The organism is Arthrobacter sp. NamB2 (assembly GCF_005281365.1).
Taxonomy (GTDB): domain Bacteria; phylum Actinomycetota; class Actinomycetes; order Actinomycetales; family Micrococcaceae; genus Arthrobacter_D.
The window spans coordinates 65,249-90,729 of sequence record NZ_SZWI01000005.1; the positions used below are offsets into that span (position 1 = coordinate 65,249).

General features: G+C 69.2%; 20 protein-coding genes and 1 pseudogene. 15 read left to right on the plus strand and 6 right to left on the minus strand.

Annotation, left to right across the window (positions count from 1 at the left end; all coding sequences use genetic code 11):
• Nucleotides 1–78: 78 nt before the first annotated feature.
• From FDK12_RS10195 to FDK12_RS10255, 13 genes are all read left to right on the plus strand, one after another.
• Nucleotides 79–1,473 (plus strand): DUF58 domain-containing protein, encoded by a 1,395-nt coding sequence (locus tag FDK12_RS10195; protein ID WP_137369479.1) that lies wholly within the window; start codon nucleotides 79–81, stop codon nucleotides 1,471–1,473.
• The gene (locus FDK12_RS10200; RefSeq protein ID WP_223263222.1) at nucleotides 1,470–3,881 is read left to right on the plus strand and encodes a transglutaminase-like domain-containing protein; all 2,412 of its coding nucleotides are present in this window, start codon (nucleotides 1,470–1,472) and stop codon (nucleotides 3,879–3,881) included. Before FDK12_RS10195 ends, FDK12_RS10200 begins: the two co-directional genes overlap by 4 nt.
• 140 nt (nucleotides 3,882–4,021) lie before the next feature.
• Nucleotides 4,022–5,197, plus strand: a complete 1,176-nt coding sequence (locus FDK12_RS10205; protein WP_189636327.1) for an RDD family protein — start codon at nucleotides 4,022–4,024, stop codon at nucleotides 5,195–5,197.
• Nucleotides 5,194–6,186, plus strand: a complete 993-nt coding sequence (locus FDK12_RS10210; protein WP_137369481.1) for a PP2C family protein-serine/threonine phosphatase — start codon at nucleotides 5,194–5,196, stop codon at nucleotides 6,184–6,186. The genes FDK12_RS10205 and FDK12_RS10210 overlap by 4 nt, the downstream gene beginning before the upstream one ends.
• Nucleotides 6,183–8,147 (plus strand): FHA domain-containing protein, encoded by a 1,965-nt coding sequence (locus tag FDK12_RS10215; protein ID WP_137369482.1) that lies wholly within the window; start codon nucleotides 6,183–6,185, stop codon nucleotides 8,145–8,147. The genes FDK12_RS10210 and FDK12_RS10215 overlap by 4 nt, the downstream gene beginning before the upstream one ends.
• The gene (locus FDK12_RS10220) at nucleotides 8,144–9,844 is read left to right on the plus strand and encodes a protein kinase domain-containing protein (protein ID WP_137369483.1); all 1,701 of its coding nucleotides are present in this window, start codon (nucleotides 8,144–8,146) and stop codon (nucleotides 9,842–9,844) included. Before FDK12_RS10215 ends, FDK12_RS10220 begins: the two co-directional genes overlap by 4 nt.
• 12 nt (nucleotides 9,845–9,856) lie before the next feature.
• A complete protein-coding gene (locus tag FDK12_RS10225) occupies nucleotides 9,857–10,564 on the plus strand; it encodes a hypothetical protein (protein ID WP_137369484.1) in 708 nt (235 codons plus the stop codon).
• A 9-nt stretch (nucleotides 10,565–10,573) separates the two neighbouring features.
• Nucleotides 10,574–15,010, plus strand: a complete 4,437-nt coding sequence (locus tag FDK12_RS10230) for an FtsK/SpoIIIE domain-containing protein (protein WP_137369485.1) — start codon at nucleotides 10,574–10,576, stop codon at nucleotides 15,008–15,010.
• A gap of 171 nt (nucleotides 15,011–15,181) precedes the next feature.
• The gene (locus FDK12_RS10235) at nucleotides 15,182–15,448 is read left to right on the plus strand and encodes a WXG100 family type VII secretion target (RefSeq protein ID WP_137369486.1); all 267 of its coding nucleotides are present in this window, start codon (nucleotides 15,182–15,184) and stop codon (nucleotides 15,446–15,448) included.
• A 191-nt stretch (nucleotides 15,449–15,639) separates the two neighbouring features.
• The gene (ligA, locus tag FDK12_RS10240) at nucleotides 15,640–17,838 is read left to right on the plus strand and encodes an NAD-dependent DNA ligase LigA (protein WP_137369487.1); all 2,199 of its coding nucleotides are present in this window, start codon (nucleotides 15,640–15,642) and stop codon (nucleotides 17,836–17,838) included.
• A complete protein-coding gene (locus tag FDK12_RS10245) occupies nucleotides 17,835–18,701 on the plus strand; it encodes an inositol monophosphatase family protein (protein WP_137369488.1) in 867 nt (288 codons plus the stop codon). The genes ligA and FDK12_RS10245 overlap by 4 nt, the downstream gene beginning before the upstream one ends.
• On the plus strand, nucleotides 18,698–19,165 hold the full coding sequence (locus tag FDK12_RS10250) for a DUF2087 domain-containing protein (RefSeq protein WP_137369489.1): 468 nt from the start codon (nucleotides 18,698–18,700) through the stop codon (nucleotides 19,163–19,165). Before FDK12_RS10245 ends, FDK12_RS10250 begins: the two co-directional genes overlap by 4 nt.
• A 119-nt stretch (nucleotides 19,166–19,284) precedes the next feature.
• On the plus strand, nucleotides 19,285–20,208 hold the full coding sequence (locus FDK12_RS10255; RefSeq protein ID WP_137369490.1) for an NADP-dependent oxidoreductase: 924 nt from the start codon (nucleotides 19,285–19,287) through the stop codon (nucleotides 20,206–20,208).
• A 6-nt stretch (nucleotides 20,209–20,214) separates the two neighbouring features.
• On the opposite strand, the gene FDK12_RS10260 is transcribed toward FDK12_RS10255, so the two are convergent.
• The 6 genes and pseudogenes from FDK12_RS10260 to FDK12_RS10285 all read right to left on the minus strand — a co-directional run bounded on the left by FDK12_RS10260 (nucleotide 20,215) and on the right by FDK12_RS10285 (nucleotide 24,457).
• Nucleotides 20,215–20,733, minus strand: coding sequence for a carboxymuconolactone decarboxylase family protein (locus FDK12_RS10260; protein ID WP_137369491.1), 519 nt, complete (start codon nucleotides 20,731–20,733; stop codon nucleotides 20,215–20,217).
• On the minus strand, nucleotides 20,730–21,101 hold the full coding sequence (locus FDK12_RS10265) for a GNAT family N-acetyltransferase (RefSeq protein ID WP_137369492.1): 372 nt from the start codon (nucleotides 21,099–21,101) through the stop codon (nucleotides 20,730–20,732). Before FDK12_RS10265 ends, FDK12_RS10260 begins: the two co-directional genes overlap by 4 nt.
• A 12-nt stretch (nucleotides 21,102–21,113) precedes the next feature.
• Nucleotides 21,114–22,109 (minus strand): pirin family protein, encoded by a 996-nt coding sequence (locus tag FDK12_RS10270; protein ID WP_137369493.1) that lies wholly within the window; start codon nucleotides 22,107–22,109, stop codon nucleotides 21,114–21,116.
• Between the two features lie 253 nt (nucleotides 22,110–22,362).
• A pseudogene (locus tag FDK12_RS10275) lies at nucleotides 22,363–22,578 on the minus strand (LLM class flavin-dependent oxidoreductase); the annotation flags it as partial.
• Between the two features lie 198 nt (nucleotides 22,579–22,776).
• Nucleotides 22,777–23,406, minus strand: coding sequence for a GNAT family N-acetyltransferase (locus FDK12_RS10280; protein ID WP_189636328.1), 630 nt, complete (start codon nucleotides 23,404–23,406; stop codon nucleotides 22,777–22,779).
• 115 nt (nucleotides 23,407–23,521) lie between these two features.
• Nucleotides 23,522–24,457 carry a GAF domain-containing protein gene (locus tag FDK12_RS10285; protein ID WP_189636329.1) on the minus strand — a complete coding sequence of 312 codons (936 nt, stop codon included), beginning with the start codon at nucleotides 24,455–24,457 and terminating at the stop codon, nucleotides 23,522–23,524.
• 139 nt (nucleotides 24,458–24,596) lie between these two features.
• Between FDK12_RS10285 and FDK12_RS10290 the strand changes: the two genes are divergently transcribed.
• Nucleotides 24,597–25,103: a GNAT family N-acetyltransferase gene (locus tag FDK12_RS10290; RefSeq protein ID WP_137369628.1), complete on the plus strand. Its 507-nt coding sequence runs from the start codon at nucleotides 24,597–24,599 to the stop codon at nucleotides 25,101–25,103.
• An 80-nt stretch (nucleotides 25,104–25,183) separates the two neighbouring features.
• Nucleotides 25,184–25,480 (plus strand): Asp-tRNA(Asn)/Glu-tRNA(Gln) amidotransferase subunit GatC, encoded by a 297-nt coding sequence (gene gatC, locus FDK12_RS10295; RefSeq protein WP_104117787.1) that lies wholly within the window; start codon nucleotides 25,184–25,186, stop codon nucleotides 25,478–25,480.
• Nucleotide 25,481 lies beyond the last annotated feature (1 nt).

The following is a 25,481-nucleotide window of genomic DNA, read 5'->3' on the forward strand; positions in this document are numbered from 1 at the left end:
TCAGCAGAACCCAGCGCATCCAGCAGTACGCGGCAGCACCCACCGACCCACCAGCAGGCAGAGGACAGCAGGCAGAGAATGGCTACCCCCACCACCGAGCAGCGACCGCGGCGAGCGGAGCGAGCGGCGCGCTCCGGCGAGCCCGGCGGACCAGCCGCGCGCAGGAGGTCGAGCCGGTCGGAGCGTACGGAACGACGTCGGGACCGCGCGGGCGGCCCACTCCGGCCCGCGTCCCTCGTCGCGGAGTCCGCACGTCTTCTCGGTGCGGCGCTCGCTCCGGCCTGGAGGCGGGCACGGTCGCTCGGCTCCAGGCTGCTCGGTCCCGTCACCTCCGTCGTCAGTCCGCTCGGGTGGCTCCTCATCGTCGCCGTGGTTGCCCTGTGGACCCTCGGCGGGCTCCTCGACTGGAGCGAAGCGCTCATCGCCGCGGTCATGGGGACGCTCCTCGTCCTGCTCGCTGTCGGTTTCATCCTCGGGCGCTCGTCCTACGGCGTGGAGCTCGACCTCACCCGCACGCGGGTCGCCGTGGGTGACAGGGCGGTCGGCCGTGTCTCGGTGTCGAACACGTCGGACAAGCCACTGCTGCCGGCGTCGCTCGAGCTGCCCGTCGGGGCTGCGACAGCGATCTTCCACCTGCCCCGACTCTCACCCGGCCAGGTCCACGAGGACCTCTTCAGCATCCCCACGCAGCGGCGCGCCGTGATCGTCGTCGGGCCCGTGCGGTCCGTCCGGGCCGACCCGCTCAGCATCCTCCGCCGCGAGGTGCTCTGGACAGAGCCCACCGAGCTCTTCGTGCATCCGCGCACCACACCCCTGATCGGGTCCGCCGCCGGCTTCATCAAGGACCTGGAAGGGCTGCCCACCAAGGAGCTCTCCAGCGCGGACGTCTCGTTCCACGCCCTGCGGGACTACGTGCCCGGCGACGATCGCCGCCACATCCACTGGAAGACCACGGCCCGCACCAACAAACTCATGGTCCGCCAGTTCGAGGAGACCCGCCGGTCCCACCTTGCCGTCGCGCTGTCCACCAACCTGAACGAGTACGCCACCGACGTGGAGTTCGAACTCGCGGTCTCGGTCGCCGGGTCGATCGGCCTGCAGGCCATCCGTGAGCAGCGCAACCTCAGCGTCCTCACCCAGGGCGGTCCGCTGCGCACCGAGACGGGACGCAACCTCCTCGACGACATGACGCGCATCGAGGGCAAAGCCATGCGTTCCAGCGCCCTCGACCTCGCCAGGACGACTGCGGACAGCGTCCCGAACGCCTCCGTGGTGTTCTTCGTCGTCGGGCCGGAGGTCACACCGTCCCAGCTACGATCTGCCGCCGCGTCGATCCCGCCCGGCATCCGGTGCCTCGCGATCCGCTGCGTGACGGACGGCCAGCAGAGCCGTGCGACCATCGGTGACCTCACCGTCCTCACACTCACCACGCTGAACGACCTCGCCCTCGTCCTCCGCAAGGCGGCAGCATGAGCCGCCGCGCTGCGCAGTCCTCCGTCATGCCGGTGCCCCGCATGCAGGCCGCGATCGACGCCGGGGTCCTGCTGCTCCTCCTCGGCCTCGGCGTGCTCGGTTTCGGGCCCACTTTCGGTGGTGACGCCCGCTACCTGCTGGCGGGTCTCGGCGGTGTGCTGCTGGGCCTCGGCATCGCGTGGATCGGCCGACTGCTCCGCTGGGGCCTGTGGTCCATGACCGGTGTATTCCTCGGCACCTACCTGCTGCTCGGCAACGCGCTGGCCGCCCCGCAGGAGGCATTCCTCGGTTTCCTGCCGACGCTGCAGTCCCTGCGGATCCTGATCCTCGGGATCGTTCTCTCCTGGAAGGACATCCTGACCGTCGCCGATCCGGTCGGTACGGCCAGTGGCATGCTGGTGGTGCCGTTCCTCGCGGCCATGCTTTGCGGCGTGACGGCCGGGACGCTTGCCTGGCGTCTGCGGAACCCCTACTGGTCGATGCTCCCGGTGCTCACGATGTTCGTCGTCGGGATCGCGTTCGGCACACAGCGGGAGTCCCTGCCGGAGGTCCGCGGCATCCTGCTGGTCGCGGGCGCAATGGCCTGGCTCGCCTACCGTCGGGATATCGCCCGCACCGACGCCCGCACGCGTGTGGCCATCAATCCGGCCGTGACGGATCCGGCGGCCGCCACAGCCGGCAGGAATCGCCGTCTCGCTCTGGGAGCAGGCATCATCGCCACCGCGACGGTCCTGACCCTTGCCGTGAGTCCCGTCATCGCCGCCACCGAGGACCGCAAGGTGCTGCGCGACGTCGTCGAACCGCCCGTCGACCTCTTCGCCTATCCCAGTCCGCTCACGAGTTTCCGCAAGTACGTCAAGGACAACGCGGACGCCGTCCTGTTCACGGTGGACGGCCTGCCCGAGGGGGAACGCGTCAGACTCGCAGCGATGGACGCGTACGACGGCGTGGTCTACAACGTGAACCCGCAGGCCGCAGGGAACTTCGCGCGGGTCGGTGACGCGCAGCAGCTCGGCGACGTGCCGGACGACCTCGATGGCGGAACGAGTGCGCAGCTGAGCTTCGAGATCCGGGACTACTCCGGCGTCTGGCTGCCTGCGGGCGGCGAACTCGGGGGAGTGCAGCTCGGCGGGCCGCGGGCCCAGGAGCTCGGCCGCTCCCTGTACTACAACGACGACGCCCGCACCGCGCTCTCGACGGTCGGCGTGCAGTCCGGCGATACCTACGAGGTGAACGCGGTCTTCCCCGAGACCTTTTCCGAGGAGCAGCTCGCGCAGTACGGCTTCGCGGACCTCACCCTCCCTCGCGTACAGAACGACCCGCCCGTCATCGCAGCGAAGGCCGGCGAGTACATCGGAGCGGTCTCGGAGCCGATCGAACGAGCTCGACGGCTGGAGCAGGTGCTCAGCGCGCAGGGCTTCTTCAGCAACGGAAAGGAGGACGAGGCGAAGTCGCTGCCCGGCCACGGCGCGGCCCGCATGCTCAGCCTGCTCGACGCCGAGCAGATGGTGGGGGACGACGAGCAGTATGCGGTCGCGATGGCGCTCATGGCCCGCAAGGTCAACATCCCGGCCCGCGTCGTCATGGGCTTCTACCCCGACTGGGACGAGGTCGGGGACACCCAGGGCCCCCTCGAGATCAAGGGTGATGACGTGCACGCCTGGGTCGAGGTGGCCTTCGACGGCGTCGGCTGGGTGGCTTTCAACCCGACGCCGCCCGAGGACAACGAGCCGGTGCCGCCCCAGCAGCAGCCGAAGTCCTCGCCGAAGCCACAGGTGCTGCAGCCACCACCCCCGCCGCAGGAACCCGCCGAACTACCACCGGATTCGGCGCCGGAGCCGCAGGATGCCGAAGAGCGCGAGAAGGACCTGCTCGACGAGCTCGCGCCCTACCTCGCGATCATCGGGGCCGTCCTGATCCCCGTCGTCATCCTGCTCGTACCCCTGCTCATCATCGCCCTGCTCAAGCGGAAGCGGCGGAAGCGGCGCGAGTACGAGGGCATGCCGGCAGAGCGCGTCGGCGGAGGCTGGAGCGAACTCGTCAGTCTCGCCACAGACCTCGGTGCCGAGACCAACCCCAGGGCGACCCGCCGGGAGAGCGCCCGGGACCTCGGCGCCGCCTTTCCGCAGAGCCGCGAGGCCACGACGCTGCTCGCGTCGCGTGCCGACGCCGGGATCTTCGCCGCCGGTGATCCCAGCGAGGAGGAGGTGCGTGACTACTGGCGCGATGTCCGGACGTCCCTCGAGGGCATGGCCGGGTCCGTGGGCTTCTGGAAGCGCCAGCGAGCGCGGTTCTCGCCGCGGTCGCTCCTGCGCGATGCGGACGGCCGCAGGCGGGGATCCTCCTTCCCGCGCGGACGGAAGGAAGCCGGCAGGAGCACGCGGGACGGACGAGGGGGGCCGGCGTGATGAGCGTCAGCACCCTGCCGTGCCCGCGGTGCGGCACACCCCTGCGCTCCGGCACGCTTTATTGTGTTCACTGTGGCAACAGGACCGGGTATCGGGCCGGTCCGGATCCGGCTCCCGCCGGAGGAAGCAACGGGGTAGGGATGGCGCAGCTCGAACTGAGGGACGCGGCCGCGATCAAGCGGCTGGTCGCGAAGCTGGTGGACGTATTGCCGGCAGGCCTCCTCGGTGGCGTCCTCACCGCTGTCGGCCTGAACACCATCGAGACGCAGCAGGTCTCCGCCGTCAGTCAGCAGGTCGACCTCACGGGATTCCTCGTGTTCCAGGGAATCAGCTCGCTGGCGTCGCTCGCCTACTTCGTCGCGATCTGGGGCTGGGAGGCCAGGACGGGCAGGACGCCGGGCAACCTCCTGCTCGGTCTTCGCACGACGAACGAGGAGGGCCACCCAGCGGGGTGGCTCGCCATCTTCGTCCGAGGACTCCTGGTGGCCGTCGCCGGAGTCATCCCGGTCATCGGCACGGTGCTCATGCTCGTGTCCAATGTCTTCGATCCCAACGGGAAGCGGCAGGGCTGGCATGACAAGGCGGCCCATACCCGCGTCTTCGATGTGCGGGCGGGGCGCAACCCGATCGAGACCGGCGGGATCGGCGGACCGGCGTCCTTCGCGCCCCCGGAGCCCGCGCCGGGACTGCAGCCGGTCGTGTCGCCGATGCCCACCCCGGGCGGGGTCTCCCTGCAACAGGGCCGGTCCGATCCACGAGTGGGCAGGGACACCGAGCTCCCGGCTGCGGTAGCCAGGCCGACCCTGGCGCCGGAAAGGCACCGCGATCCGGTTCCGGTGGCCCCTGCCGTCCTGACCTTCGCCCCACCGGCTCCGACGGCCGGTAACGCAGCGACCGCGCAGTTCGCGGCGTCCCCTGCCCCGGCACCGATCGACCATCCCGATGACGCGATGGGGGAGACCAGGGTGTCCGCGGGCCACGCGTCGGGGCCGCTCAAGATCCTGTTCGACAACGGCCGCGAAGTGGAGCTGCGGTCGCACGCGCTGATCGGCCGCAACCCCGCAGGGCAGAATGGGGAGATGATCGACCAGCTCATCGACTTCTCCGACCAGGGACGCTCCGTGTCCAAGACACACCTCCACGTGCGCGTCGAGGGCCAGGGCTTGTGGGTCACGGACCGCAATTCCACGAACGGGAGCGCAATCACAGCGCCGGACGGGCAGCGCACCCCGGTACGCGCAGGGGAGACCCTTCTTGCCCAGCCCGGCTCCACCGTGCACTTCGGTGACCGCAGTTTCCTGGTGGTGCGCCCATGACAGGTAACCGACCCCTGGCCGCGTCCCCTCCACGGGACCTGCACCTCACCTACGGGTTCGCCACGGACCGTGGATTGCGCAGGGAACTGAACGAGGACTCCCTGATCGCGTCCGAACCGATCTTCGCCGTCGCCGATGGCATGGGCGGCCACGAGGCCGGTGAGATCGCCAGCGGAATCTGCGTGCGTACGCTGGGGAACAGCCCGGTCATCGGTCGCCACCTGCCCGAGTTCTCCGCGGCAGACCTCGAGGAGCTCATCGAGGATGCCGATCACGAGATCCGCAGGCAGACCGGCGGCCACGCCGGAACCACCCTCACGGGCGTCGTCCTCGTGCAGGAGGCCGGCATGCCGTACTGGCTGTTCTTCAACGTCGGTGACTCCCGCACCTACCGCCTGAGCCAGGGCCAGTTCGGGCAGATCTCGGTGGACCACTCCGAGGTCCAGGAGCTCGTGGACACCGGCACCATCACCGCCCAGGAAGCGCGCACGCACCCGCGCCGCCACGTCGTCACGCGCGCGCTCGGAACGGGCGACGACGCCGAGGCCGACTTCTGGCTCATGCCCGTCGAGGAGGGCGACCGCATCCTCATCTGCTCGGACGGGCTCAGCGGCGAGGTCAACGACGACGGCATCTACTCCGTCATGAGCACGGTGCGGGACCCCCAGCAGGCATGTGAGGAACTCGTCGAGGCGACGCTCCGTTCGGGTGCGCGCGACAATGTCACGTTGATCGTCGTCGACGCGACCGGCGTCGGCGACGAGACGGAGATGCAGACCACGGCGCCGCGCGGCGGCACCTACGCGGCCGACGTCGGGCACGCCGTCGCGACGGGTAGCCCTGCGAGCCAGGACGACGACGCGGGGCTGCCGGCGGGAGCACACGCGGTCCGCACCGGCGACACCGTCGCAAGCCATGCGACCGACGACACCGTCGCAAGCCATGCGACCGGCGAGGGCCGGCCCGACGACCGGGGGCTGCGCCAATGACAACTCCTTCGCAGCCGGGCGTCAGCTACGCATACGCGCCCGGCGATTGGATCGTGCTCGTGCGATCGGGGCTGATCGCGGCACTACCTGCCAAGACCGCGGACTCCACTGTCCGGGCCGTCTGGGAGGCCATGAACGGCGATGCCGGGATCGCGACGCTGCTGCCCCTGGTGAGTGGCGGCTTCGGGGGTGGGCTCGCTGCCATGCCGTCCTTCGCCGTCGCTTCCGCCACCAGCGCACTGCACGTCATCCTGAGGGGACACGTGAGCCTGACGGCTACCGGTGGGTCCGGGTCCGCCACCTACACGGGGGAGCGCGTCACCACCTGGACCGAGCACATCCTGGATGACGGCAGCTATTCCTCCTTCACCCTCACCTGCGGGCCGCTGGTCGAGTCCTCCCCATCCCTGCCGCTCATCGGCGGTGCCATCCATGCTCGGTCGATCACCGGAACACTCGTGCGGGCTGGAGAGCCATCTTCCGGCTCCACCGATGCAGGGGAGCGTGCCGCGGACGCTGCAACGCCAGCGGATGAGCGCACTGGAAGCACTGGAAGCACGGCGCACTCCGCTCTTCCCGTCGCCGAGCCGGGCAGCCTCGGTGCCATGGACCCCGAGCTCGAAGCGGAACCGTCCCTCGCGGTCGGCGACGTGTCGTCGACGGATTCCTCCAGCGCTGCCGGTGGCGCGCATCCCGAGGGTGACGACTCGGCGACGATCAACCCGGGCCTCTACCTGACCAGTGTTCCGGCCGACGTCGCGGATCCCGGCATCGCATCCGCGGTCGAGCCGCTCAGGCCGCTCGTGCCGCGTCCGACGGCGACCGAGACGCCGGCCCCGCAGGAAGCAGCGCCGCGCAGCGGTAGTGGCAGCAGGAGTGGCGACAGCGGCAGCGGCACGGGTAGTGCCGCAGCCGGCGCGGGACAGTCTGCGACAGCACCGGGCGAGGATGTCGGAGGTCGCGGCGGGGACGCCGTCGAGGAGGAGGGTACTTCCGGGCCGGGGTATGACCATCTGTGGGACCAGACCGTCGTGCGCCGCGTCGAGGACGCCGCTGTCCGGGAGGCCGATGATGCTCCCGACGGGTCCGCTCCCGCGTCCGCCCGCCCAGGGTTGCAGACGGACGCAGGCGGAGAGAAGGTCGGCGGTGCCGCCACGGATGGCGTCGATGCGGGCAGCCGGGACGGTACGGCGCCGGTGGCTGCAGCGCCCGAGGCACCAGCACCGGCGCCTATCCTGATCGACTCCGTGCCATGGGCTACTGCCCGGATGTCCGAACCGGCAGCGGACCCGGCGGTCGAACAGGCGGTCAACCAGGCAGTTGATCCGGCACCGGGGGGTTTCTCGGCGCTGCCGAACGCCGGTGCTGCCGTCACGCCCGCCGGGCAGGCGCCAGGGGACCACGACGGGCAGACGATCATGCGCAGTCAGCTACCGGCTGGCGCGCCGGAGACGCCTGTGGAGCCGGTAGGGCCCGCGAGCGGGGATCGCACAACGGGTACCGGCCCACTCGTCCTCGCGCGACTGTGCGTCGTGGGACACGCCAATGCTCCCACCAGTTCCACGTGCGCCATCTGCGGCAGCGCGCTGCAGACCGAGACCCAGCAGGTCCATCGACCGAGCCTCGGCGTCATGCGCGTCTCCACCGGCGAGGTCATCGACCTGGACCGCTCGCTCGTCGTCGGCCGCCAGCCCTCGGTCTCGCGGGTGCAGGGCAAGGAGATGCCGAGGCTCGTGCAGGTGCAGTCCGCGTCCGGCGACATCTCGCGATCCCACGTCGAGGTGCGGCTCGACGGCTGGCACGTGCTGCTCTGCGACCTCAAGGCCACCAACGGGACCGTCCTCATCCGCGAGGGGCAACCGCCGCGCCGGCTCGGCCAGGGTGAGACCGCTTTCCTCCTCGACGGCGACATCGCCCAGCTGGGCGACGACGTCTCCCTCCGGTTCGAGGACCTGCCGTGAGCGTCAGGCGAGCGGCGGCACCACCGCCGTCCATCCCGGGCTACCGGTACGTGAGCCTGTTGGGCTCCGGCGGGTTCGCGGACGTGTACCTGTACGAGCAGGACCGGCCGCGCCGGCAGGTCGCCGTCAAGGTGCTCATCTCGGATCTCAAGACCGAGGGAGCACGCAGAGCCTTCGAGTCCGAGGCCAACCTCATGGCGCAGCTGTCCTCCCACCCGTACATCGTCACGATCTACGAGGCGGACACCACCGATGAGGGCCACTCGTACCTCGCCATGGAGTACTGCTCCAGACCGAGCCTCGACATCCGCTACCGGCGTGCACGGCTGTCCGTCGCCGAGACCCTGACCATCGGCATCCAGGTCTCGTCCGCCGTCGAGTCCGCGCACCGGGCAGGCATCGCCCACCGCGACATCAAGCCCGCCAACATCCTCGTGACCGACTACAACAGGCCCGCGCTGACCGACTTCGGCATCTCCGGCACCATGGAGTCCAGCGGCACCGACGAGGACCAGGGCATGTCGATCCCGTGGTCGCCGCCCGAGGCTTTCCACGGCGGAGGGATCGACGGCGTCAAGGTCGACGTCTGGGCCCTCGGCGCCACGGTCTACACGCTCCTCGCCGGTCGCTCACCGTTCGTGTTCCCCGGCATGGACAACTCGCAGGCCGCCCTCATGGACCGCATCGCGACGATGCCCCTGCAGCGTACGGGCCGCGAGGACGTGCCGGATTCGCTCGAGCTCGCCATGGCGACGGCGATGTCGAAGCAGCCCGGCTCCCGCTTCGAATCCGCCTACTCGTTCGCGCTCACCCTGCAACGGATCCAGACGGAGCTCGGCTACTCCGTCACGCCGTTCGAGGTGCTGGACGAGGCCCCGCAGCAGTACGCGGGGGAGGACGGCGGCGCGGAGGAGACCCGCGTGCGTCGCGTCGTGTCGATCGACCCCGAGTCGACGACCTTCGCTCCGACCTTCCCCAACGCCTTGGACCGGGGCGTCGGGAGCCGGAGCTCGCCCAGCCAGGGCGCGGCGTTTCCCGACCACACCGCGACGGGCTCCTCGACTGGCCGACGCACTGCTGATCAGACCGGAACCGGCACCCCGCCGGCACCGGCTCCGGCACCTGCACCGCTCGAATCTGCCGGGACGGGCTGGGGCGACCGCACGGTGCTGCGGGGCGCCGCTACCCCGCCGGAAGACTCGCTGCGACTCGACACCACCCTGCACCGGCCGGCTCCGGGGGGAGCCACAGCCGCAGGTCCGGCGGAGCCCGCTCGGCGACGGCGCCTTCCGCTGCTCATCGGCGTCGGCTCGCTCGTGCTGCTCGGCACCGCGGGCGGAGTGGCCGCCGTCGTATTCGGGGGTAGCGGCGAGGAGCCGGCGCCGCCCCCGGGGCTGACCCAGCCGCCGTCCGACCCGATGGCCGGGCTCGAAGGCAACGTCCCGCCACCCGAGGGGATCGCGGCAGCGCAGCAGGGCAACGACATCGCCTTCACCTGGAGGAATCCGGATCCCCAGGACGGCGACATCTACCGCTTCCGAACCGTCACGGTGCAGGAGACGGGTGAGTGGGTCCGGACACAACAGCTCTCAGCAGTCGTGCAGTCCAACCCGTCGGGCACCACGTGCCTCGACGTGCAGCTGGCCCGCGGCAACGGCACCGCTTCGGAGCCCGCCCGCAGCTGCTACCCGGAATAGGGAAGGAACACCTTGGGGGAACTCGCAATAGATTTCTGCGGTGAATGGCACGAGCCCACCGACGACCAGGTCTTCGACATCGGCCGGGAGGGTGACCTCGAGGTGGATGACAACCCGTACCTGCACCGGAAGTTCCTGCAGATCGAGCGCCAGAACGGCATCTGGTGGCTCAGCAACGTGGGCAGCATCCTGTCGGCGACGGTGGCGGACACGAGCGGCGGCATGCAGGCCTGGGTGGCGCCCGGAGCACGGATCCCGCTGGTCTTCGGTCAGACCAGGGTGGTCTTCACGGCGGGTCCGACCACCTACGAGTTCGACGTCCACCTGAAGACGCCCGCGTTCCGGCAGGAGAGCAGCAGCGGCGACAGCGTGGGCGAGACGACGATCGGTCCGGTGCGGTTCACCGATGCGCAGAAGGCCATCATCGTGGCGCTCGCCGAACCGATGCTACGCCGCGAGGGCACCGGTTTCAGCACCATCCCTTCCTCGGCGGAAGCGGCGAAGCGCCTGGGCTGGGCGCTGACCCGGTTCAACCGCAAGCTCGACAACGTGTGCGAGAAGCTGGACCGCGTCGGGGTCGTGGGACTCCGGGGCGGCGGGGGGAAGCTCGCGACGAACCGCCGTGCGCGGCTCGTGGAGCACGCGATCACCTCCCACCTGGTCACCTCCGACGACCTCCACCTGCTGGACACCATGAAGGGCTCTCCCGATGACGAATAACCGGAACGCATGAAGCTTCGCCTGACCCTCCGACGCGAGCCGGAACCGGCCAAGGACCTCGCCGTCACCGTGGACGGCCTCGCGACCGTCAGGGACCTGGCTCGGGAGCTCTACGCCACCGATCCCGGCCGCGCCGGTGCCGCCCTGCCTGCCGGCCTGTCACTGACGGTCGACGAGTCCTACGTCGCGGGCGGAATGCGTGGACGGACGCTGGATCCGGACCGCAGCCTGTTCGAGTCCGGCCTGCGACCGGGCTCCACCGTGACCATCACCCAGGTCAGCGACCAGTTCGACGTTCCCGGCCAGGACCGCGGGCCCTCCGTCGCGACGCTGCGCGTGCTCGCCGGGCCGGACGCCGGGAAGGAGTTCTCCCTGCCCGTCGGCGCGAGCTACCTCGGCCGCGACCGCAACGCCGATATCCGCTTCTCCGACCCGATGATGTCCAAACGCCATGCGCGCATCAACATCTCGGACGCGATCGAGATCATCGACACCCATTCGGCCAATGGCCTGTTGATGGGCGGCACGAGGATCAACCGCGCCACACTGACGTCCGCCGACGAGGTGACGCTCGGCGACACCACGATCAGCGTCGTCTCCCTCGGCCGAGCTGGGGCAGGCGAGACCACCAACCCACTCGTGGAGTTCAACCGGTCGCCGCGCGTCGTGCCGTCCTTCGAGGTCACGCCGAGGACCCCGCCGGCCGGCCCGAAGCGACCCCATCCGCAGCGCTTCCCGTACATCATGATGGCGGCGCCATTGCTCATGGGAATGGTCATGTTCGCCGTCACACGGAGTCCGTTCAGCGCGCTGTTCGCGCTGATGATGCCGCTCATCCTGGTTGCCAGCTACCTCGACCAGCGCAGCACGGCGCGGCGCGCGTTCCGAGAGGCGGTGGAGCAGTACACGGGCGCCATGGAGCTCTTCCGGAAGGACATGGAGAGGCTCCACCGCGTAGAACGTGCCGTGCGGCACGCGGAGGCGCCCTCGGTCGCCGAGACCGTCGACTCGATCTACAAGCTCGGCCCGCTCCTGTGGACCCACCGTCCCGAGCACGCGTCCTTCCTGACGCTCCGCTTCGGGACCGGCACCGCGCCCTCACGCGTCGAGATCCGCGAACCGGCCGGCAACGACACGCTGGCCGAGTACGCCGAGGAGATCGCCGCCGTCGTCGAGCAGTACACGACCCTCGACGACGTCCCGATCGTCGCGAACCTCAGGCTCTCCGGGGCGCTTGGCCTCGCCGGTGCACGCGGCGTGGTCGACGACGTCGCCCGCGGCCTCGTGATCCAGGCCATCGGCCTGCATTCGCCGGCGGAGCTCGCGCTGACGGCATTCACCTCCGTCGAGTCGAAGGTCCGTTGGGGCTGGCTCCAGTGGGCGCCGCACGCCGGTTCGGTCCACAGTCCGCTGTCCGCGGACCACCTGGCCGCCGGCCCGGCAGCCGGCGCGGTGCTGCTGTCCCAGCTCGAGGACCTGATTGCCGCGCGTTCGGGTAAGGGGTCGGGTCCGGTGCTGCGCGGACCCCTCGGGAAGAGCGGCACCGATGTGCCCGCGCCGGTCGTTCCGAGCGTGCTCGTGGTCGTCGAGGACGACGCCCCGGTGGACCGCGCCCGGTTGACCCGCGTCGCCGAGGCGGGGGCCGACGTCGGCGTCCACCTCCTGTGGATCGCCACGTCCGTGCCGGCCCTCCCGGCCGCGTGCCGCGACTTCCTGGCCGTCGACGGCGAGAGCGCCAACGTCTCCGGCCAGGTCCGCCTGGGGCGGCTGACCACCCCGGTCAGCTGCGAGAGCGTCGATGAAGCACTCGCGGGACAACTCGCGCGCATGCTCGCACCCGTGATCGACGTCGGCACCCCTGTCGACGACGACTCGGACCTGCCGCGCGCGGTGTCCTATGTGACGCTGGCGGGCCACGACCTCATGGAGGCGACGGCCGTCGTCGCCGACCGCTGGCGGGAGAACAACTCCGTAGCGGCCTCGGCGGTTCCCAACCGCAGGCACCAGGGGTCGCTGCGCGCGCTCGTCGGTTCCAAGGGTGTGGAGCCGATGTACCTGGACCTGAAGTCCGAGGGTCCGCACGCGCTCGTCGGCGGGACCACGGGCGCCGGGAAGTCGGAGTTCCTGCAGTCCTGGGTGCTCGGCATGGCCTCGGCCTACAGCCCGGACCGGCTGGCGTTCCTCTTCGTGGACTACAAGGGCGGGGCGGCCTTCGCGGAATGCGTGCAGCTGCCGCACACGGTAGGCCTCGTCACGGACCTCTCGCCGCACCTCGTGCGTCGGGCGCTGACCTCGCTGCGTGCGGAACTCCACTTCCGGGAGCACCTGTTCAACCGCAAGAAGGCCAAGGATCTGCTCGCCATGGAGCGCGAGGCGGACCCGGACACCCCGCCGTCGCTCATCATCGTCGTCGACGAGTTCGCGGCCCTGGCGCGGGAGGTCCCCGAGTTCGTGGACGGTGTCGTCGATATCGCCGCCCGCGGCCGGTCGCTGGGCCTGCACCTGATCCTCGCCACGCAGCGGCCTGCGGGGGTCATCAAGGACAACCTGCGCGCGAACACGAACATGCGCATCGCCCTGCGGATGGCGGACACGGACGATTCCGAGGACATCCTCGGTGACCCGATGGCCGCCTACTTCAGCCCCACCATTCCCGGCCGCGGTGCCGCGAAGACCGGTCCCGGACGCATCCAGGGATTCCAGACCGGCTATGCAGGCGGCTGGACCACGCGGACCCCCGCGCGTCCGCGCATCGACATCGCGGAGATGGACTTCGGGACGGGCCCTGCGTGGGAGCGCGCAGGAGCGGAGGAGCTCGAGGAGGTCGGCGGGCCGAACGATATCTCGCGGATCGTCGCGAACGTGTCCCAGGCCGCCATCGAGCTCGGCATCGCGCCGCCCCGCAAGCCGTGGCTCGCCGAACTCGCCGTCACCTACGACTTCTCGAAGCTGCCCAACCCCCGCACCGACGAGAAGATGCTGCTGGGCGTCGCCGATGACCCGGCGAACCAGGCCCAGCCCGTCGTGTTCTACTCACCCGACACCGACGGCAACATGGCATTCATCGGCGCCGGTGGCTCGGGTAAGTCAGCCGCGCTGAGGACCCTCGCGATCGGCGCAGCAGTCACCGTCCGTGGCGGGCCCGTGCAGGTCTACGGCATCGACTGCGCCTCGAACGGCCTCCAGATGCTTGAGCAGCTCCCGCATGTGGGGGCCATCCTCGACGGAGAGGACTCCGAGCGGATCGGGCGGCTGCTGCGCTACCTGCGCGGCATCATCGACGAGCGCTCCGACCGTTTCGCAGAGGTACGCGCCGGCAGCATCACGGAGTACAGGAAGCTCGCCGGCCGGCCGGACGAGCCGCGCATCCTGCTCCTCGTGGACGGCCTGTCGACCTTCCGCGAGAACTACGAGTTCAAGGGGTCGGTGCGCCACTTCGACCTGTTCCAGCAGATCGCGACCGACGGCCGACCCATGGGCGTGCATGTCGTCGTGACCGGCGAGCGCACCAATGCGTTGCCGCCGTCCCTGGCCGCCTCGATCCAGCGCCGCATCATCCTGCGGCTGGCGGGGAAGGACGACTACGCCATCCTCGGCGTGCCCAGGGACGTGCTGTCGTCCACGTCGCCCCCCGGTCGGGGCCTGAGCGACGGGCAGGAGATCCAGCTCGCGGTGTTCGGCGGCAACGCCAACCTCGCGCTGCAGTCCCGGGAGGTGGAGAAGCTGCGCGACGCCATGCTGCGTCAGGGCGTTCCGCAGGCGCCGGGCGTGCTCAGCCTGCCCGAGTCGATCGAGCTGGAAGTGCTGCCCGAGGGACCGCAGGGACAGCCGGTCATCGGGATCGACGACTTCAACCTCGAGCCGGCGGCGGTGTCGGCACACGGTGCGTTCATGGTCAGCGGACCCCCGGGTGCCGGGCGGACGGTAGCACTCGTGACCCTGGCAGCGGCGCTGAAGCGATCGTCCCCGCACACCCGACGGGTGTACCTCGGTGCCCGGAAGTCCTCCGTGGCTGCCCTGCCCGTCTGGGACGAGGCCTTCGCTACTCCCGCCGTGGTGCACCCCGAGCTGGCACGCCTCCTCGCGCTGACCGCGGAGTCCGACGACGCCGTCGCGTTCTTCATCGAAGGCGTCACCGAGTTCACCGATTCACCGGCCGAGATGGAGCTCGCAGCACTGGTGAAAGCGGCAGTGAAGGCGAACCAGTGGGTCGTGGGGGAGGCGGAGACCTCCACGTGGTCCAGCGCCTGGAACCTCGCCGGTCCCTTCAAGTCCGGCAGGCGCGGCCTGCTGCTCAATCCGGGCGAGATCGACGGCGACACGCTGCTCAGCACGTCCGTCGGCAGGACAGCGGGCAACAGGTTCACCCCGGGCCGCGGGTACGTCATCGGGCGGGGCAAGGCGTATAAGGTTCAAGTTGCCACCACGATGGGCGGATCGTCCTAGGCCCCGACCGTTCGGCCAGGTCCGTCGGTGGCACAAACGCCTCCTATGGGCAGAGCTCCCCATCGACACTCCGGAGGGGCTCGCATAGGTTTCTAGTAGTTGCCCGGCCGGACGGACCGGCGGGCGGCCGGCGCCGGGAACCCGGACCGGCACAGTCGAAAGGTGGGGACAATGAGCACTATCACGCACGGTAACAACCCTCAGGAGATGCAGGAACTCGCGACGCTCCTGACGCAGAAGTCGGAAGAGATCAACCAGATGGTCAACCAGCTGACCACGAAGCTCGGCTCCACCGGCTGGGAGGGCCCCGACGCCCAGCGTTTCCGTAGCGACTGGGAGGGCCACCGTGCCAAGCTCACCGCCATCGCCTCCGAACTCGGCACCGTGAGCCAGACGGTCCAGAAGAACAAGCAGGACCAGGAAACCGCGTCGGCCTAGAGCCCGGCAGCATTCCACGACGGCCCGCAGCCCCGCTGCGGGCCGTCGGCGTATGGAGAGATGGAGCGGAGTGGCATCGAACCCAGCGGCCCACTCGCGGGAAGCACATCGACCGTACGCGATGAGGGCGCCCGGCAGGAGGCCCCCGAGCGCCGGTAGCCCGCTCCGGGGCGTTAGGGCAAGATGGAAAAGTGACTCCAGAACCTGACAGCGCAACGGTAGACGCCACTCCCAGTGACCAGCTCAGGGAGGAGTACGCGCAGCTCGCCGAGGAGATCCGCGCGCATCGCATCGCCTATTACCAGGATGCGGCTCCCACCGTCTCGGATGCCGAGTTCGATGTCCTCTTCCGGCGCCTCGAGGAGTTGGAGGCGCTGCATCCGGAACTCGTCTCCAACGACTCGCCGACGCAGGAGGTGGGCGGCGAGGTATCCGCCGCCTTCACGCCCGTCGACCACCTCGCCCGCATGTACAGCCTCGAGGACGTCTTCTCGCTCGACGAACTGAGGGCATGGCTGGACCGGGCGAGCGCGGGAGTCGAGCAGCGCAGCCCGGGCGCCAGGGTCTCGTGGCTGACGGAGCTCAAGATCGACGGTCTCGCCGTGAACCTGCTGTACCGCAAGGGTGAGCTGGTCCGCGCCGCCACACGGGGAGATGGCGTCACCGGTGAGGACATCACGCACAACGTCCTCACCATCGCGTCGATCCCCCGGCACCTCGCCGGCAGCGACCACCCGCAGGAGGTGGAGGTACGCGGAGAGGTCTTCTTCCCCACGAAGGAGTTCGGGCAACTCAACGAGCGGATGGTCGCAGCGGGTAAGGCACCTTTCGCGAACCCGCGGAACGCCGCGGCAGGGTCGCTGCGGCAGAAGGACCCCGCCATGACGGCGGAGCGTCCGCTGGACATGTACGTGCACGGCATCGGGGCCCGCACGGGGCTCGCGGCCGAGACGCAGTCCGAGACGTACGACCTGCTCAAGGCCTGGGGCCTGCCGACGTCGCCCTACTACAAGGTGCTGCAGACGCAGGACGAGATCCTCGACTACATCGCTCACTTCGGCGAGCACCGCCACGATCTCCTGCACGAGATCGACGGGATCGTCATCAAGGTCGACAGCTTCGCTCTGCAACGCGCCCTCGGCCATACGTCGAGGGTCCCGCGCTGGTCGGTGGCCTACAAGTACCCGCCGGAGGAAGTGAACACCAAGCTCCTGGACATCCTGGTGAACGTCGGACGGACGGGGCGCGTCACGCCCTTCGGCTTGATGGAGCCAGTCAAGGTCGCCGGTTCGACCGTGGGCATGGCCACGCTGCACAACCAGGAGGTCGTCAAGGCCAAGGGCGTCATGATCGGTGACATCGTGGTGCTGCGGAAGGCCGGTGACGTGATCCCGGAGATCGTGGGGCCGGTCCTGGCCCTGCGCGACAAGCAGGATCCGCCGGTGCGCGAGTTCGTCATGCCCACCGAGTGCCCGTCCTGCGGAACCCCCCTGCAGCCGGCGAAGGAGGGCGACGTCGACATCCGCTGCCCGAACGCCCGGTCCTGCCCGTCGCAGCTGCGCGAGCGCGTGTTCCACCTTGCAGGACGCGGAGCCTTCGACATCGAGGCCCTCGGCTACGAGGCGGCCATCGCGCTCACGCAACCGGCTGAGCCGGTGATCCCGCCGATCACCACCGAGGCCGAGATCTTCGACCTCACGCCGGAGAAGCTCGCTGATGTGAAGATCGAGCGGGACAAGAAGGTCAAGGGCGTCGTGACGGGTCGGGAACTCGTGCCCTATTTCTACTCGAGGGGAACCGCCAAGAAGCCCTCCGAACCCAGTGCGACGACGCGCAAGCTCTTCACCGAGCTCGAGAAGGCGAAGAAGCAGCCGCTCTGGCGTGTGCTCGTCGCGCTGTCGATCCGGCACGTCGGCCCGACGGCGTCGCGCGCCCTGGCCACCGCATTCGGTTCCATGGAGCGCATCCGAACCGCGAGCGAGGAGGAACTCGCCAACGTCGACGGCGTCGGCCCGACGATCGCGGCCGCGCTCAAGGAGTGGTTCGCGGAGGACTGGCATCGCGAGATCGTGGACCGTTGGGCGGCGGCCGGGGTGCGGATGGAGGACGAGGTCGACGAGAGCGCTCCCCGGACCCTCGAGGGCCTGACCATCGTCGTCACCGGTTCCCTCCAGCGGTACAACCGCGACGAGGCGAAGGAGGCCATCATCACCCGCGGTGGGAAGGCGTCCGGCTCGGTGTCCAAGAACACGAGCTACGTGGTGGCGGGGGAGAATGCGGGCACGAAGCTCGAGAAGGCCGAAGCCCTCGGCATTCCCGTCCTCGACGAGGACGGCTTCATCGCACTGCTGCAGAACGGGCAGGCATCCGACGACGGGCCCGCCACATGACCGGCACTCCGGCGAGTGGACTACACGGTCCGGCGGACTCGCCCGAATCGCTCCTGCACCTCGCCCGGCAGGCGGCGGCGGCCGGCGCAGAGGTGCTGGCTCGCCGCGACCCGCAGGCGCTCGCCGCCACCAGCAAGAGCTCCGACAGCGACTGGGTGACCGCATTCGACGTCGCGGCGGAGCGTGCGGTGCGCACCGTCATCCAGGATTCGAGGCCCCATGACGTCATCACCGGGGAGGAGCTCGGGACCTCCGTACCGACCGGCGTCTCCCCGGACGGGTCCAGGGTCCGCTGGTCCATCGATCCGCTCGACGGAACCACCAACTTCATCCGGAACATCGTCTACTACGGCACCTCGGTCGCGGTGGCTGCCGAGGACGGCACCTGGCTTGCCGGCGTCGTGCACGCGCCGGCGCTGCAGCGCGTGTATTGGGCGTGCCGCGGCGGCGGCTCGTGGCTGAGCGACCGAGGGGCAGTGCGACGGCTGACCGGACCGGCCTCGCACAGGGGGCGCCTCCTGGCGACAGGCTTCACCTACGACCCGGCCGCACGCGCGGGCCAGGTGCGTGAAATCGGCCCACTCCTCGACGGGTTCGGCGATCTCCGGCGCCTGGGATCGGCGGCGCTCGACCTCTGCCTGGTGGCCGACGGCACGCTCGACGCCTTCGCCGAGCGCGGGCTGAACGAGCACGACCTCGCGGCCGGCGCGCTGATCGCCGAGGAGGCGGGAGTCGCGGTGCACCGGCCGGTGCTGCGTCCCATGGTCGACGGCGGCCCCACCGAGTCCGAGCGCCTCGCAGGGATGACCCTGGCCGGACCTGCGGACTTCGTGGCATTGCATGCACCGGAAGGGCAGTCATGACCACGCCGTCCTGGCAGAAGGTCCTGTCGACCCTCGCCGGCGGGCGCGCCCGGCAGCTCTACGCGCGGGCCGTGCTCGGGGAGCCGCTCGACGCGACACCGAAGGAACTGCAGCGACTCGTCGATGCGGGGCTGCTCCGGCAGGACGCCACGGTGGACGAGCACTTGTTCAAGGAAGTGCTCGCAGCCGCTTCTTCCGGAACGCCGAAGGGTGTCGACCGCTTCTTCCGCGAGGGCATGATCGATGGCCCGCCGCGGACGGGGCAGGACCGCGCCGACCTCCTCGAGCACCTTGCGGAACGCCTCCTGCCGCCGGACGAGGAACTGAGCGAAGCGGAGATCAACCGGCTGCTCGCGACCGTGACACGCGATATCCCCACCCTTCGGCGGGCTCTCGTGGACCACGGATACGTGGAGCGCTACCCCGACGGCACCGGATACCGCCGGGTGACGGAGTCCTCCTGAACCTTCTTCTTCGTAACATACAGCGTAGGCGTGGCAACCTACGCTGTAGGCGGTAGGGTCTGCATCATCATCCATCGCCGCCTGAAGACCCTTTCAGCGGCCCCACCAGGAGGCGGCTCATGCCCAAGGCAGTCAGATTCTCGACCTACGGCGGACCGGACGTGCTGCAGGTCGTCGACGTCCCGATGCCCGTGCCCGCGGACGGCGAGGTTCTTGTCCAGGTGATGGCGGCAGCTCTCAATCCGGGTGAGATCGGCATCCGCGAGGGAGTCTTCGCCCAGATCTGGCCGGCGCACTTCCCCGAGGGCCAGGGCAATGACTTCTCCGGGCACGTCGTGGAAGTGGGCGGAACAGGGAGCGCCTTCGCTGTGGGTGACGAGGTCCTCGGGTTCTCACCTCGGGCTGCCCAGGCCGAGTATGTCGTCGTCAGCAGCGGAGTTCTCGCGCACAAGCCCGCGACGCTCTCGTGGGAAGCGGCAGCCTCGGTCGCCGGAGCAGGGGCGACGGCGTGGGCGTCCGTTGCCGCCGTCAAGCCGCAACCGGGCGAGACCGTCGTGGTGTCCGGTGCCGCCGGGGGAGTCGGCATCATCGCCGCGCAACTGGCCCGCCTGTCCGGAGCCACGGTGATCGGTACGGCGAGCAGTGCCAATGCGGCAGCGCTCGAGGACCGTGGCATCGTCCCCGTGCAGTACGGGCAGGGGCTCCGCGCGCAGTTGGAGCGGATGGCACCGCACGGCGTCGATGCATTCATCGATACCTTCGGCAGGGGCAACGTAGCCCTGGCGATCGCCCTGGGCGTTCCACCCAACCGCATCAACACCACGGCCGACGGCGCCGGAGTGCAGCAGTACGGCGTGCATTCCGACGCCCAGGAGCAGGCTGACTCCCCGGCCATCTGGGGAGAACTCGCCGAACTGGCGGCATCGGGAGCCCTCGACATACCGGTCGGGGCTGTCTATCCGCTCGAGCGCGTCGCCGACGCGTACAGGGAGGTCGCCACGCGTCACGGCTTCGGCAAGCGGGTCCTGCGCATCAGGCCCTAGCGGGCATCAGGAAATACGCTCGGCGGCGAGGCGTGCTCCGCCGTCGTGCTGATCCTTGAGGACCGGATGCCGGCTGATGATCGAGACCCGGTTGAAGGCGCCGATCGTGATGGCGATCCATGCGATGGCGGAGAACTCCCCCTCCGTGAGCTCCTGGCGGGCGGTTTCCAGATTGTGGTCCCGCGTGCCGGCCGGTGGCAGGTCCGCGACGGTCTCCGCGACGAGCAGGGCGGCACGCTCCTTCGGCGTGAAGAGATCGGTGTCCTGCCATGCGGCCAGGACGGACAGGCGGTTGGTGTCCACGCCGAGTTCCACCGCGAGGGTGGTGTGGCGTCGAAGGCAGAAGGCACATCCATTGAGCTGCGAGACCCTCAGATTGACGAGCTCGATGAGCTCGGGGGTGATCCCCGCGCCGACCGCCGCTTCACGGGCCTTGAGCGCCACTGCATTGAGGGCCCGGAAGACTGCTGGGTCCTCCTTGTCCAGGAACACGTGGCTGTGGGCGCGGTCGCCGTCGACACTCATGGCTGTGCTGTTCCGGCCGGCTCCGACGCGGGTCTGGCGTCCGGCGCGTCGACGTGGTCCCGGTATTCCGGGTGGCGCCGGAGGTACGCCGCGATGAAGGGGCAGATCGCCACGATGCGGTGGCCGTGGGCGACGACGTCGTCCAGGGCGAAGCGGGCGAGCAGCGGGGCCAGTCCCTGTCCTGCATAGTCGTCGTGCACTTCGGTATGGACGAAGACCCTCTGGTTCTGCCGCGGCCGCGCGCGGTAGGTGGTGAAACCGGCAATGCGGTCACCATCGACCAGCTCGTACCGATGCAGTTCGGGGGCGTGCCGAAGGGCGATAGTGGAGATGCCGCTTTCCTGCGGCACCGTTTCATCGGGAGTCATGGAGCGTCCTGTTCATCGATTTCTACGGGGTCTGATGCGCACGGTCGGAAGCTCCGGGGCCGGCAGGGGTTCGAGCGGATCATCATCGGGGAGACCGAACGAAGGGTGCCGGCTGCCGGAGCCGGGCGATATCTCGTCCTGCCACCGCGCCCTGTGCTCGACGATCTCCTCGTGGGAACGGCCGACGAAGTTCCACCACATGACGATTTCCTCCCCGAAGGGCGTACCCCCGATGAGGATCAGCCGGGCAGGGGTGTCCGAGGTGTTCCTCAGGGTCACCGATGCCCGTCCCGCGGGGAGGTAGGCAAGGGAGTCAGGCGGGACCGGTTGGTCGTCGATCGATACCGCGCCGGTATCGACGAGGAAGCCGTGCTCGAAGTCCCTGTCGAGCGGGATCATTGCCGCACCCGACGGATGAACGAGCACTTCGGCCCCGACGAGCGGAGTGTGGGTTGGGACCGGCGACGACACCGCGCCGACCCTCCCGAGGAACACGGTCAGACGATACCCTTCAGCCTCGACCGGGGCCGGCGCGAAGTGGTCGAAGCGCCTGTCGATCGTCCGCCTGTGCTCGGGAAGCGCGACCCAGAGTTGCACTCCGTGCAGGAGGTCCGTGTCCGGGGTGGAGACCTCGGAGTGCGACACGCCCGACCCGGCGGTCATCAGGTTGAGGTGACCCGGCCTGATCACCGCATGCGTCCCGGCGCTGTCGCGGTGCTCGATCTCACCGGAGAACAGCCAGCTGACGGTCTGCAGCCCGGTGTGAGGGTGCGGCGGCACCTTCATCCCTCCGGTATCGCTCACGCGTGCCGGACCGTAGTGGTCCAGGAAGCACCAGGCTCCGATCAGGGATCGGTGTCGTTGGGGGAGTGTGCGTCGGACACTTATCGCTCGGGGTCCACCCAGCGGGACGTCCCGCGGCTCCATGACGTCGGCGCCCTGACGAGGAGGGAGCGAAGGCTCCGCGGCCGGAGCAGTGATCGGACGTGGTTCTTCGAGGTTGCTCATCGTGTGGTCCTCAGCAGGGCTCGGTCTCTGGCAGGTATGTCTGGCGGCGCTCCAGTGTCATCCTACGTGCAGCGGCGCTATCCTCCTACGCCGTAGGGGGCGCCGCCCCACTCGAATCCGATGGCGCAACCCCTTGGGGAAGCGTCACAGGACGGGGCCGGCCAGCTCGACATGACCGGGTGCGAGTAGTAGTAGGGAGAGAATCCCTTGAAGGCAGCCTGCGATGTCGGCCTGACGAAAATCGCCCCACCTACACCTCGGCCGTGTTGCCCCGCCCGAGCATGATGTCGACCCTCGGACCGGCGATGCGCTGCAGGGTCGCGAAGTCCTCGGCGATCTTCACCGGATCGTTCGAGGTGATCCGCGTCGTCGAGGTGGAGAGCGTGATGTCCGTCGTCATCCCCGCGACGTACGCCAGGAGCGTGCTGTCCGAACTGGAGATGAAGGGCGGATGGTGGTGCTCCCCGACAACCACGTCCCCGTGCCCTTTATGCCCACCGAACTGCACGCGACACGAGTCGGAGGGGCCGCGCCAGAGGTCGCGCGGTCAGAGCGGTGTTGTTCCCGCGTACCGGCAGTGCTCATCCTCGCCCAGGCATCCCTGCGGCTGCGGCTCGCCTCGCTGATACGGGCGGGAGAACCTGGAACGGCCGCAGGACGTCCGTCGCTAGGTCCTCGAGCGGGTCGCCAGCAGCCGGAACTCGGGGTGGTCGGCCAGGAAGGAGAACGCCATGGGACACTGGGGCGCTACGTTCAGTCGCCTCTTGTGGACATTGAGCATGACGTGGCGCATGAGGGTCGTATCGAAGCCCTGATCGCGGAACCCCGTCTGTTCGACGCCGTCGAGGAGGTTCACCTGCCCACCGTTCATGGAGTACTTCAGGTATGCGGCGAGTCGGCCATCGACGAACAGTTCGAAACGGCGGTACAGCAGGTTGTCCCGGAAGGTTTCGCGTGGTGGAGCAACCGGGCCCCGTTCCATCGCCTGGCGCGCTCGGTGACCGAGTTCGTCGACGACGCTCTGGTAGCGCTCGACGGCGCCGGGCGGCGGGTAATCCGTATCGAGCATCCGGTAGGCCTGGTTGGCCATGATGCGGAGCTGGCGTGTCGACGCGGTAGTGAAATCCTCCGTCGACAGGTGGTCTTCGCCCCTGTGCGTGTCCGACTGGAGCCCGGCGGTCCGGGAATCGGCGGGCGTCTGGTGGGCGGGCCGAGCGAATGAGACGACGTTGCTGCGCGAGACGGTTGCGGCTGTCATGGATGAATCGGTGTTGGCGGTATGCATGAGTTCTGTCATTGCCATTCCTGTGCTTGTCAGAACCATGGCCTGTGGCTAGACCCCGGTGTCACTGAAACAGTAGCGACAACACGGGCAAAAGAAAACTAAGCTACCTTATCGCTTGATCGATCGATCAGGCCCACAGCTCGAGTTGCACCTGGGCGGCGAAGCGCCTCAGGTGCACCTCGTCCTCCTCCGTGAAACGGCGTGGGCGGTCATCGATGATGCAGAGGCTCCCGATCCGCCAACCCTCCGCGGTCGACACGGGATGTCCGGCGTAGAAGCGCACCTCGGGTCCGTCCGCGACGAGGGGATGATCCCTCCACGCCGGATCGCTGCCGGCATCGGGGATGACGAGCGTGCGGTCCCGCTCGATGGTCCGCGCGCACAGTGCGAGATCCCGTGGCAGATCCTGGCCGATCGGGCCTACGACGGATTTGATGACCTGCGCGTCCGCCGTGATCAGGGCTATGGATGACGAGCTCACACCGAAGTGTTCCCGGGCGTCTCGTGTGATGCGGTCGAACCGCTCTTCCGCCCCTGACTCGAGCAGCCCTGTCTCGTGCAGGGCATGGCACCGCCGGAACTCGGCATCCTCCAGGGCGGAGGTCTTCCCGCGCCCCTCGTCATGGGAAGCACCCTGCTGGGTGCTGGTGCTGTGGTCTCCTGCCGGGGGAGCCGTGAAGTCGTACCCGTCAGGCGACAGGACCAGGCGCCGGAGGTAGTCGTCGTACCCGGAGTCGAGTGTCGCGCGCTCGTCGCTGTAGTGCGCGCCGTCGACCAGTGACCCGGAGCTGTCCAGCAGGCCGTTGATGGTGTGTGCGAGCAGGTTGCGCCGTTCCAGGGGGAGCATCACCAGTCCGCAGAGGTAGCCGTAGACACCGAGCTCGTCGGAATCACCCGAACACTCGAGATATGCCCTGCGCACCTCCTCGACCGCCAGTCCTGCTGCCCTGACGGTCTGGATCGCACTCCATTGCTGCAGGTGCTCGTCCAGTACGGTGATCCTCTCCTCTTGCTTTCCGGCCAGCCCGAATCCTACGGCCTGACCCGCCGTTCCTGTCGACAACCCTAGAGTCCCGACCCCTGTTGCTCGGGCCGCGACCCCCTGATCCGCCCATGGTGGACAGAGTGGAGCTGACGTGCCAGTACCGGCAGTCGCCACGTGCCAAGATAGGCCGGTGAGCACAGCATCGTCCGGAAGCGCCCTGAGCGGGTCCCGCGTCACCATCCGCCCGATCCGCCGCGAGGACTACGACGACGTCCGCCGCATCACGCGCGGGGCTTACCTGCAAGCCGGTTACTTCACGGACGACTCCCACCCCTACATGGCCGTGCTGTCCGACGTCGAGCACCGCGCCCAGCACGCCGAGGTGTGGGTCGCGGAACGCGACGGCACCGTGGTCGGTTCGGTGGCACTGACGTTCGCCGGGCAGCGCTACACCGACATCGCCGTCGAGGGCGAGCTCGAGTTCCGCATGCTGGCGGTCGACCCCGCAGTGCAGCGTGGCGGAGTGGGCAGGGCGATGGTCGAACGGGTCATCGAGCACGCCCGTACCCTGCCGGGGATCGAGGCGGTGAGCCTGACGAGCGGCTCCGACATGGTGCGGGCGCACAAGCTCTACGAGTCGCTGGGTTTCGTCCGCGTCCCCGAGCGTGACTGGGAGGTCCCCAACGAGGACATCCTGCTCTGGGTCTTCCGTCTGGCCCTCTGAGGGGCGCGCAGTGCCGGGCGCCACCCGCGCCAGCACTAGACTGGAAGCAGATACCCACCTCCGACTTCCAGGGGAGATCCATGGCTGAGATCAACCGGGACGACGTCGCGCACCTCGCGCGTCTCGCCCATATCGACATGAACGACGACGAACTCGACCGCATGGCCGGCGAGCTCGCCGTGATCGTCGATTCCATCAAGACCGTGAGCGAGGTCGCAGGTGACGACATCCCCGCGACGAGCCACCCCATCCCGCTGAGCAACGTCTTCCGCGAGGACGTCGTGGGGGAGACCCTCAGCAACGAGGAAGCCCTCCTCGGTGCACCCGACAACGCCGACGGCCGCTTCAAGGTCCCTGCAATCCTAGACGGGGAGTAAC

Coding starts and splice junctions, on each gene's coding strand:
- FDK12_RS10260 (WP_137369491.1), bottom strand. CDS start 20,733: ATGAGTGTCGACGGCGACCGCGCCCACAGCCACGTGTTCCTGGACAAG.
- FDK12_RS10235 (WP_137369486.1), top strand. CDS start 15,182: ATGAGCACTATCACGCACGGTAACAACCCTCAGGAGATGCAGGAACTC.
- FDK12_RS10230 (WP_137369485.1), top strand. CDS start 10,574: ATGAAGCTTCGCCTGACCCTCCGACGCGAGCCGGAACCGGCCAAGGAC.
- FDK12_RS10255 (WP_137369490.1), top strand. CDS start 19,285: ATGCCCAAGGCAGTCAGATTCTCGACCTACGGCGGACCGGACGTGCTG.
- FDK12_RS10270 (WP_137369493.1), bottom strand. CDS start 22,109: ATGAGCAACCTCGAAGAACCACGTCCGATCACTGCTCCGGCCGCGGAG.
- FDK12_RS10210 (WP_137369481.1), top strand. CDS start 5,194: ATGACAGGTAACCGACCCCTGGCCGCGTCCCCTCCACGGGACCTGCAC.
- gatC (WP_104117787.1), top strand. CDS start 25,184: ATGGCTGAGATCAACCGGGACGACGTCGCGCACCTCGCGCGTCTCGCC.
- FDK12_RS10200 (WP_223263222.1), top strand. CDS start 1,470: ATGAGCCGCCGCGCTGCGCAGTCCTCCGTCATGCCGGTGCCCCGCATG.
- FDK12_RS10245 (WP_137369488.1), top strand. CDS start 17,835: ATGACCGGCACTCCGGCGAGTGGACTACACGGTCCGGCGGACTCGCCC.
- FDK12_RS10195 (WP_137369479.1), top strand. CDS start 79: ATGGCTACCCCCACCACCGAGCAGCGACCGCGGCGAGCGGAGCGAGCG.
- FDK12_RS10215 (WP_137369482.1), top strand. CDS start 6,183: ATGACAACTCCTTCGCAGCCGGGCGTCAGCTACGCATACGCGCCCGGC.
- FDK12_RS10280 (WP_189636328.1), bottom strand. CDS start 23,406: ATGACAGAACTCATGCATACCGCCAACACCGATTCATCCATGACAGCC.
- FDK12_RS10265 (WP_137369492.1), bottom strand. CDS start 21,101: ATGACTCCCGATGAAACGGTGCCGCAGGAAAGCGGCATCTCCACTATC.
- FDK12_RS10250 (WP_137369489.1), top strand. CDS start 18,698: ATGACCACGCCGTCCTGGCAGAAGGTCCTGTCGACCCTCGCCGGCGGG.
- FDK12_RS10205 (WP_189636327.1), top strand. CDS start 4,022: ATGGCGCAGCTCGAACTGAGGGACGCGGCCGCGATCAAGCGGCTGGTC.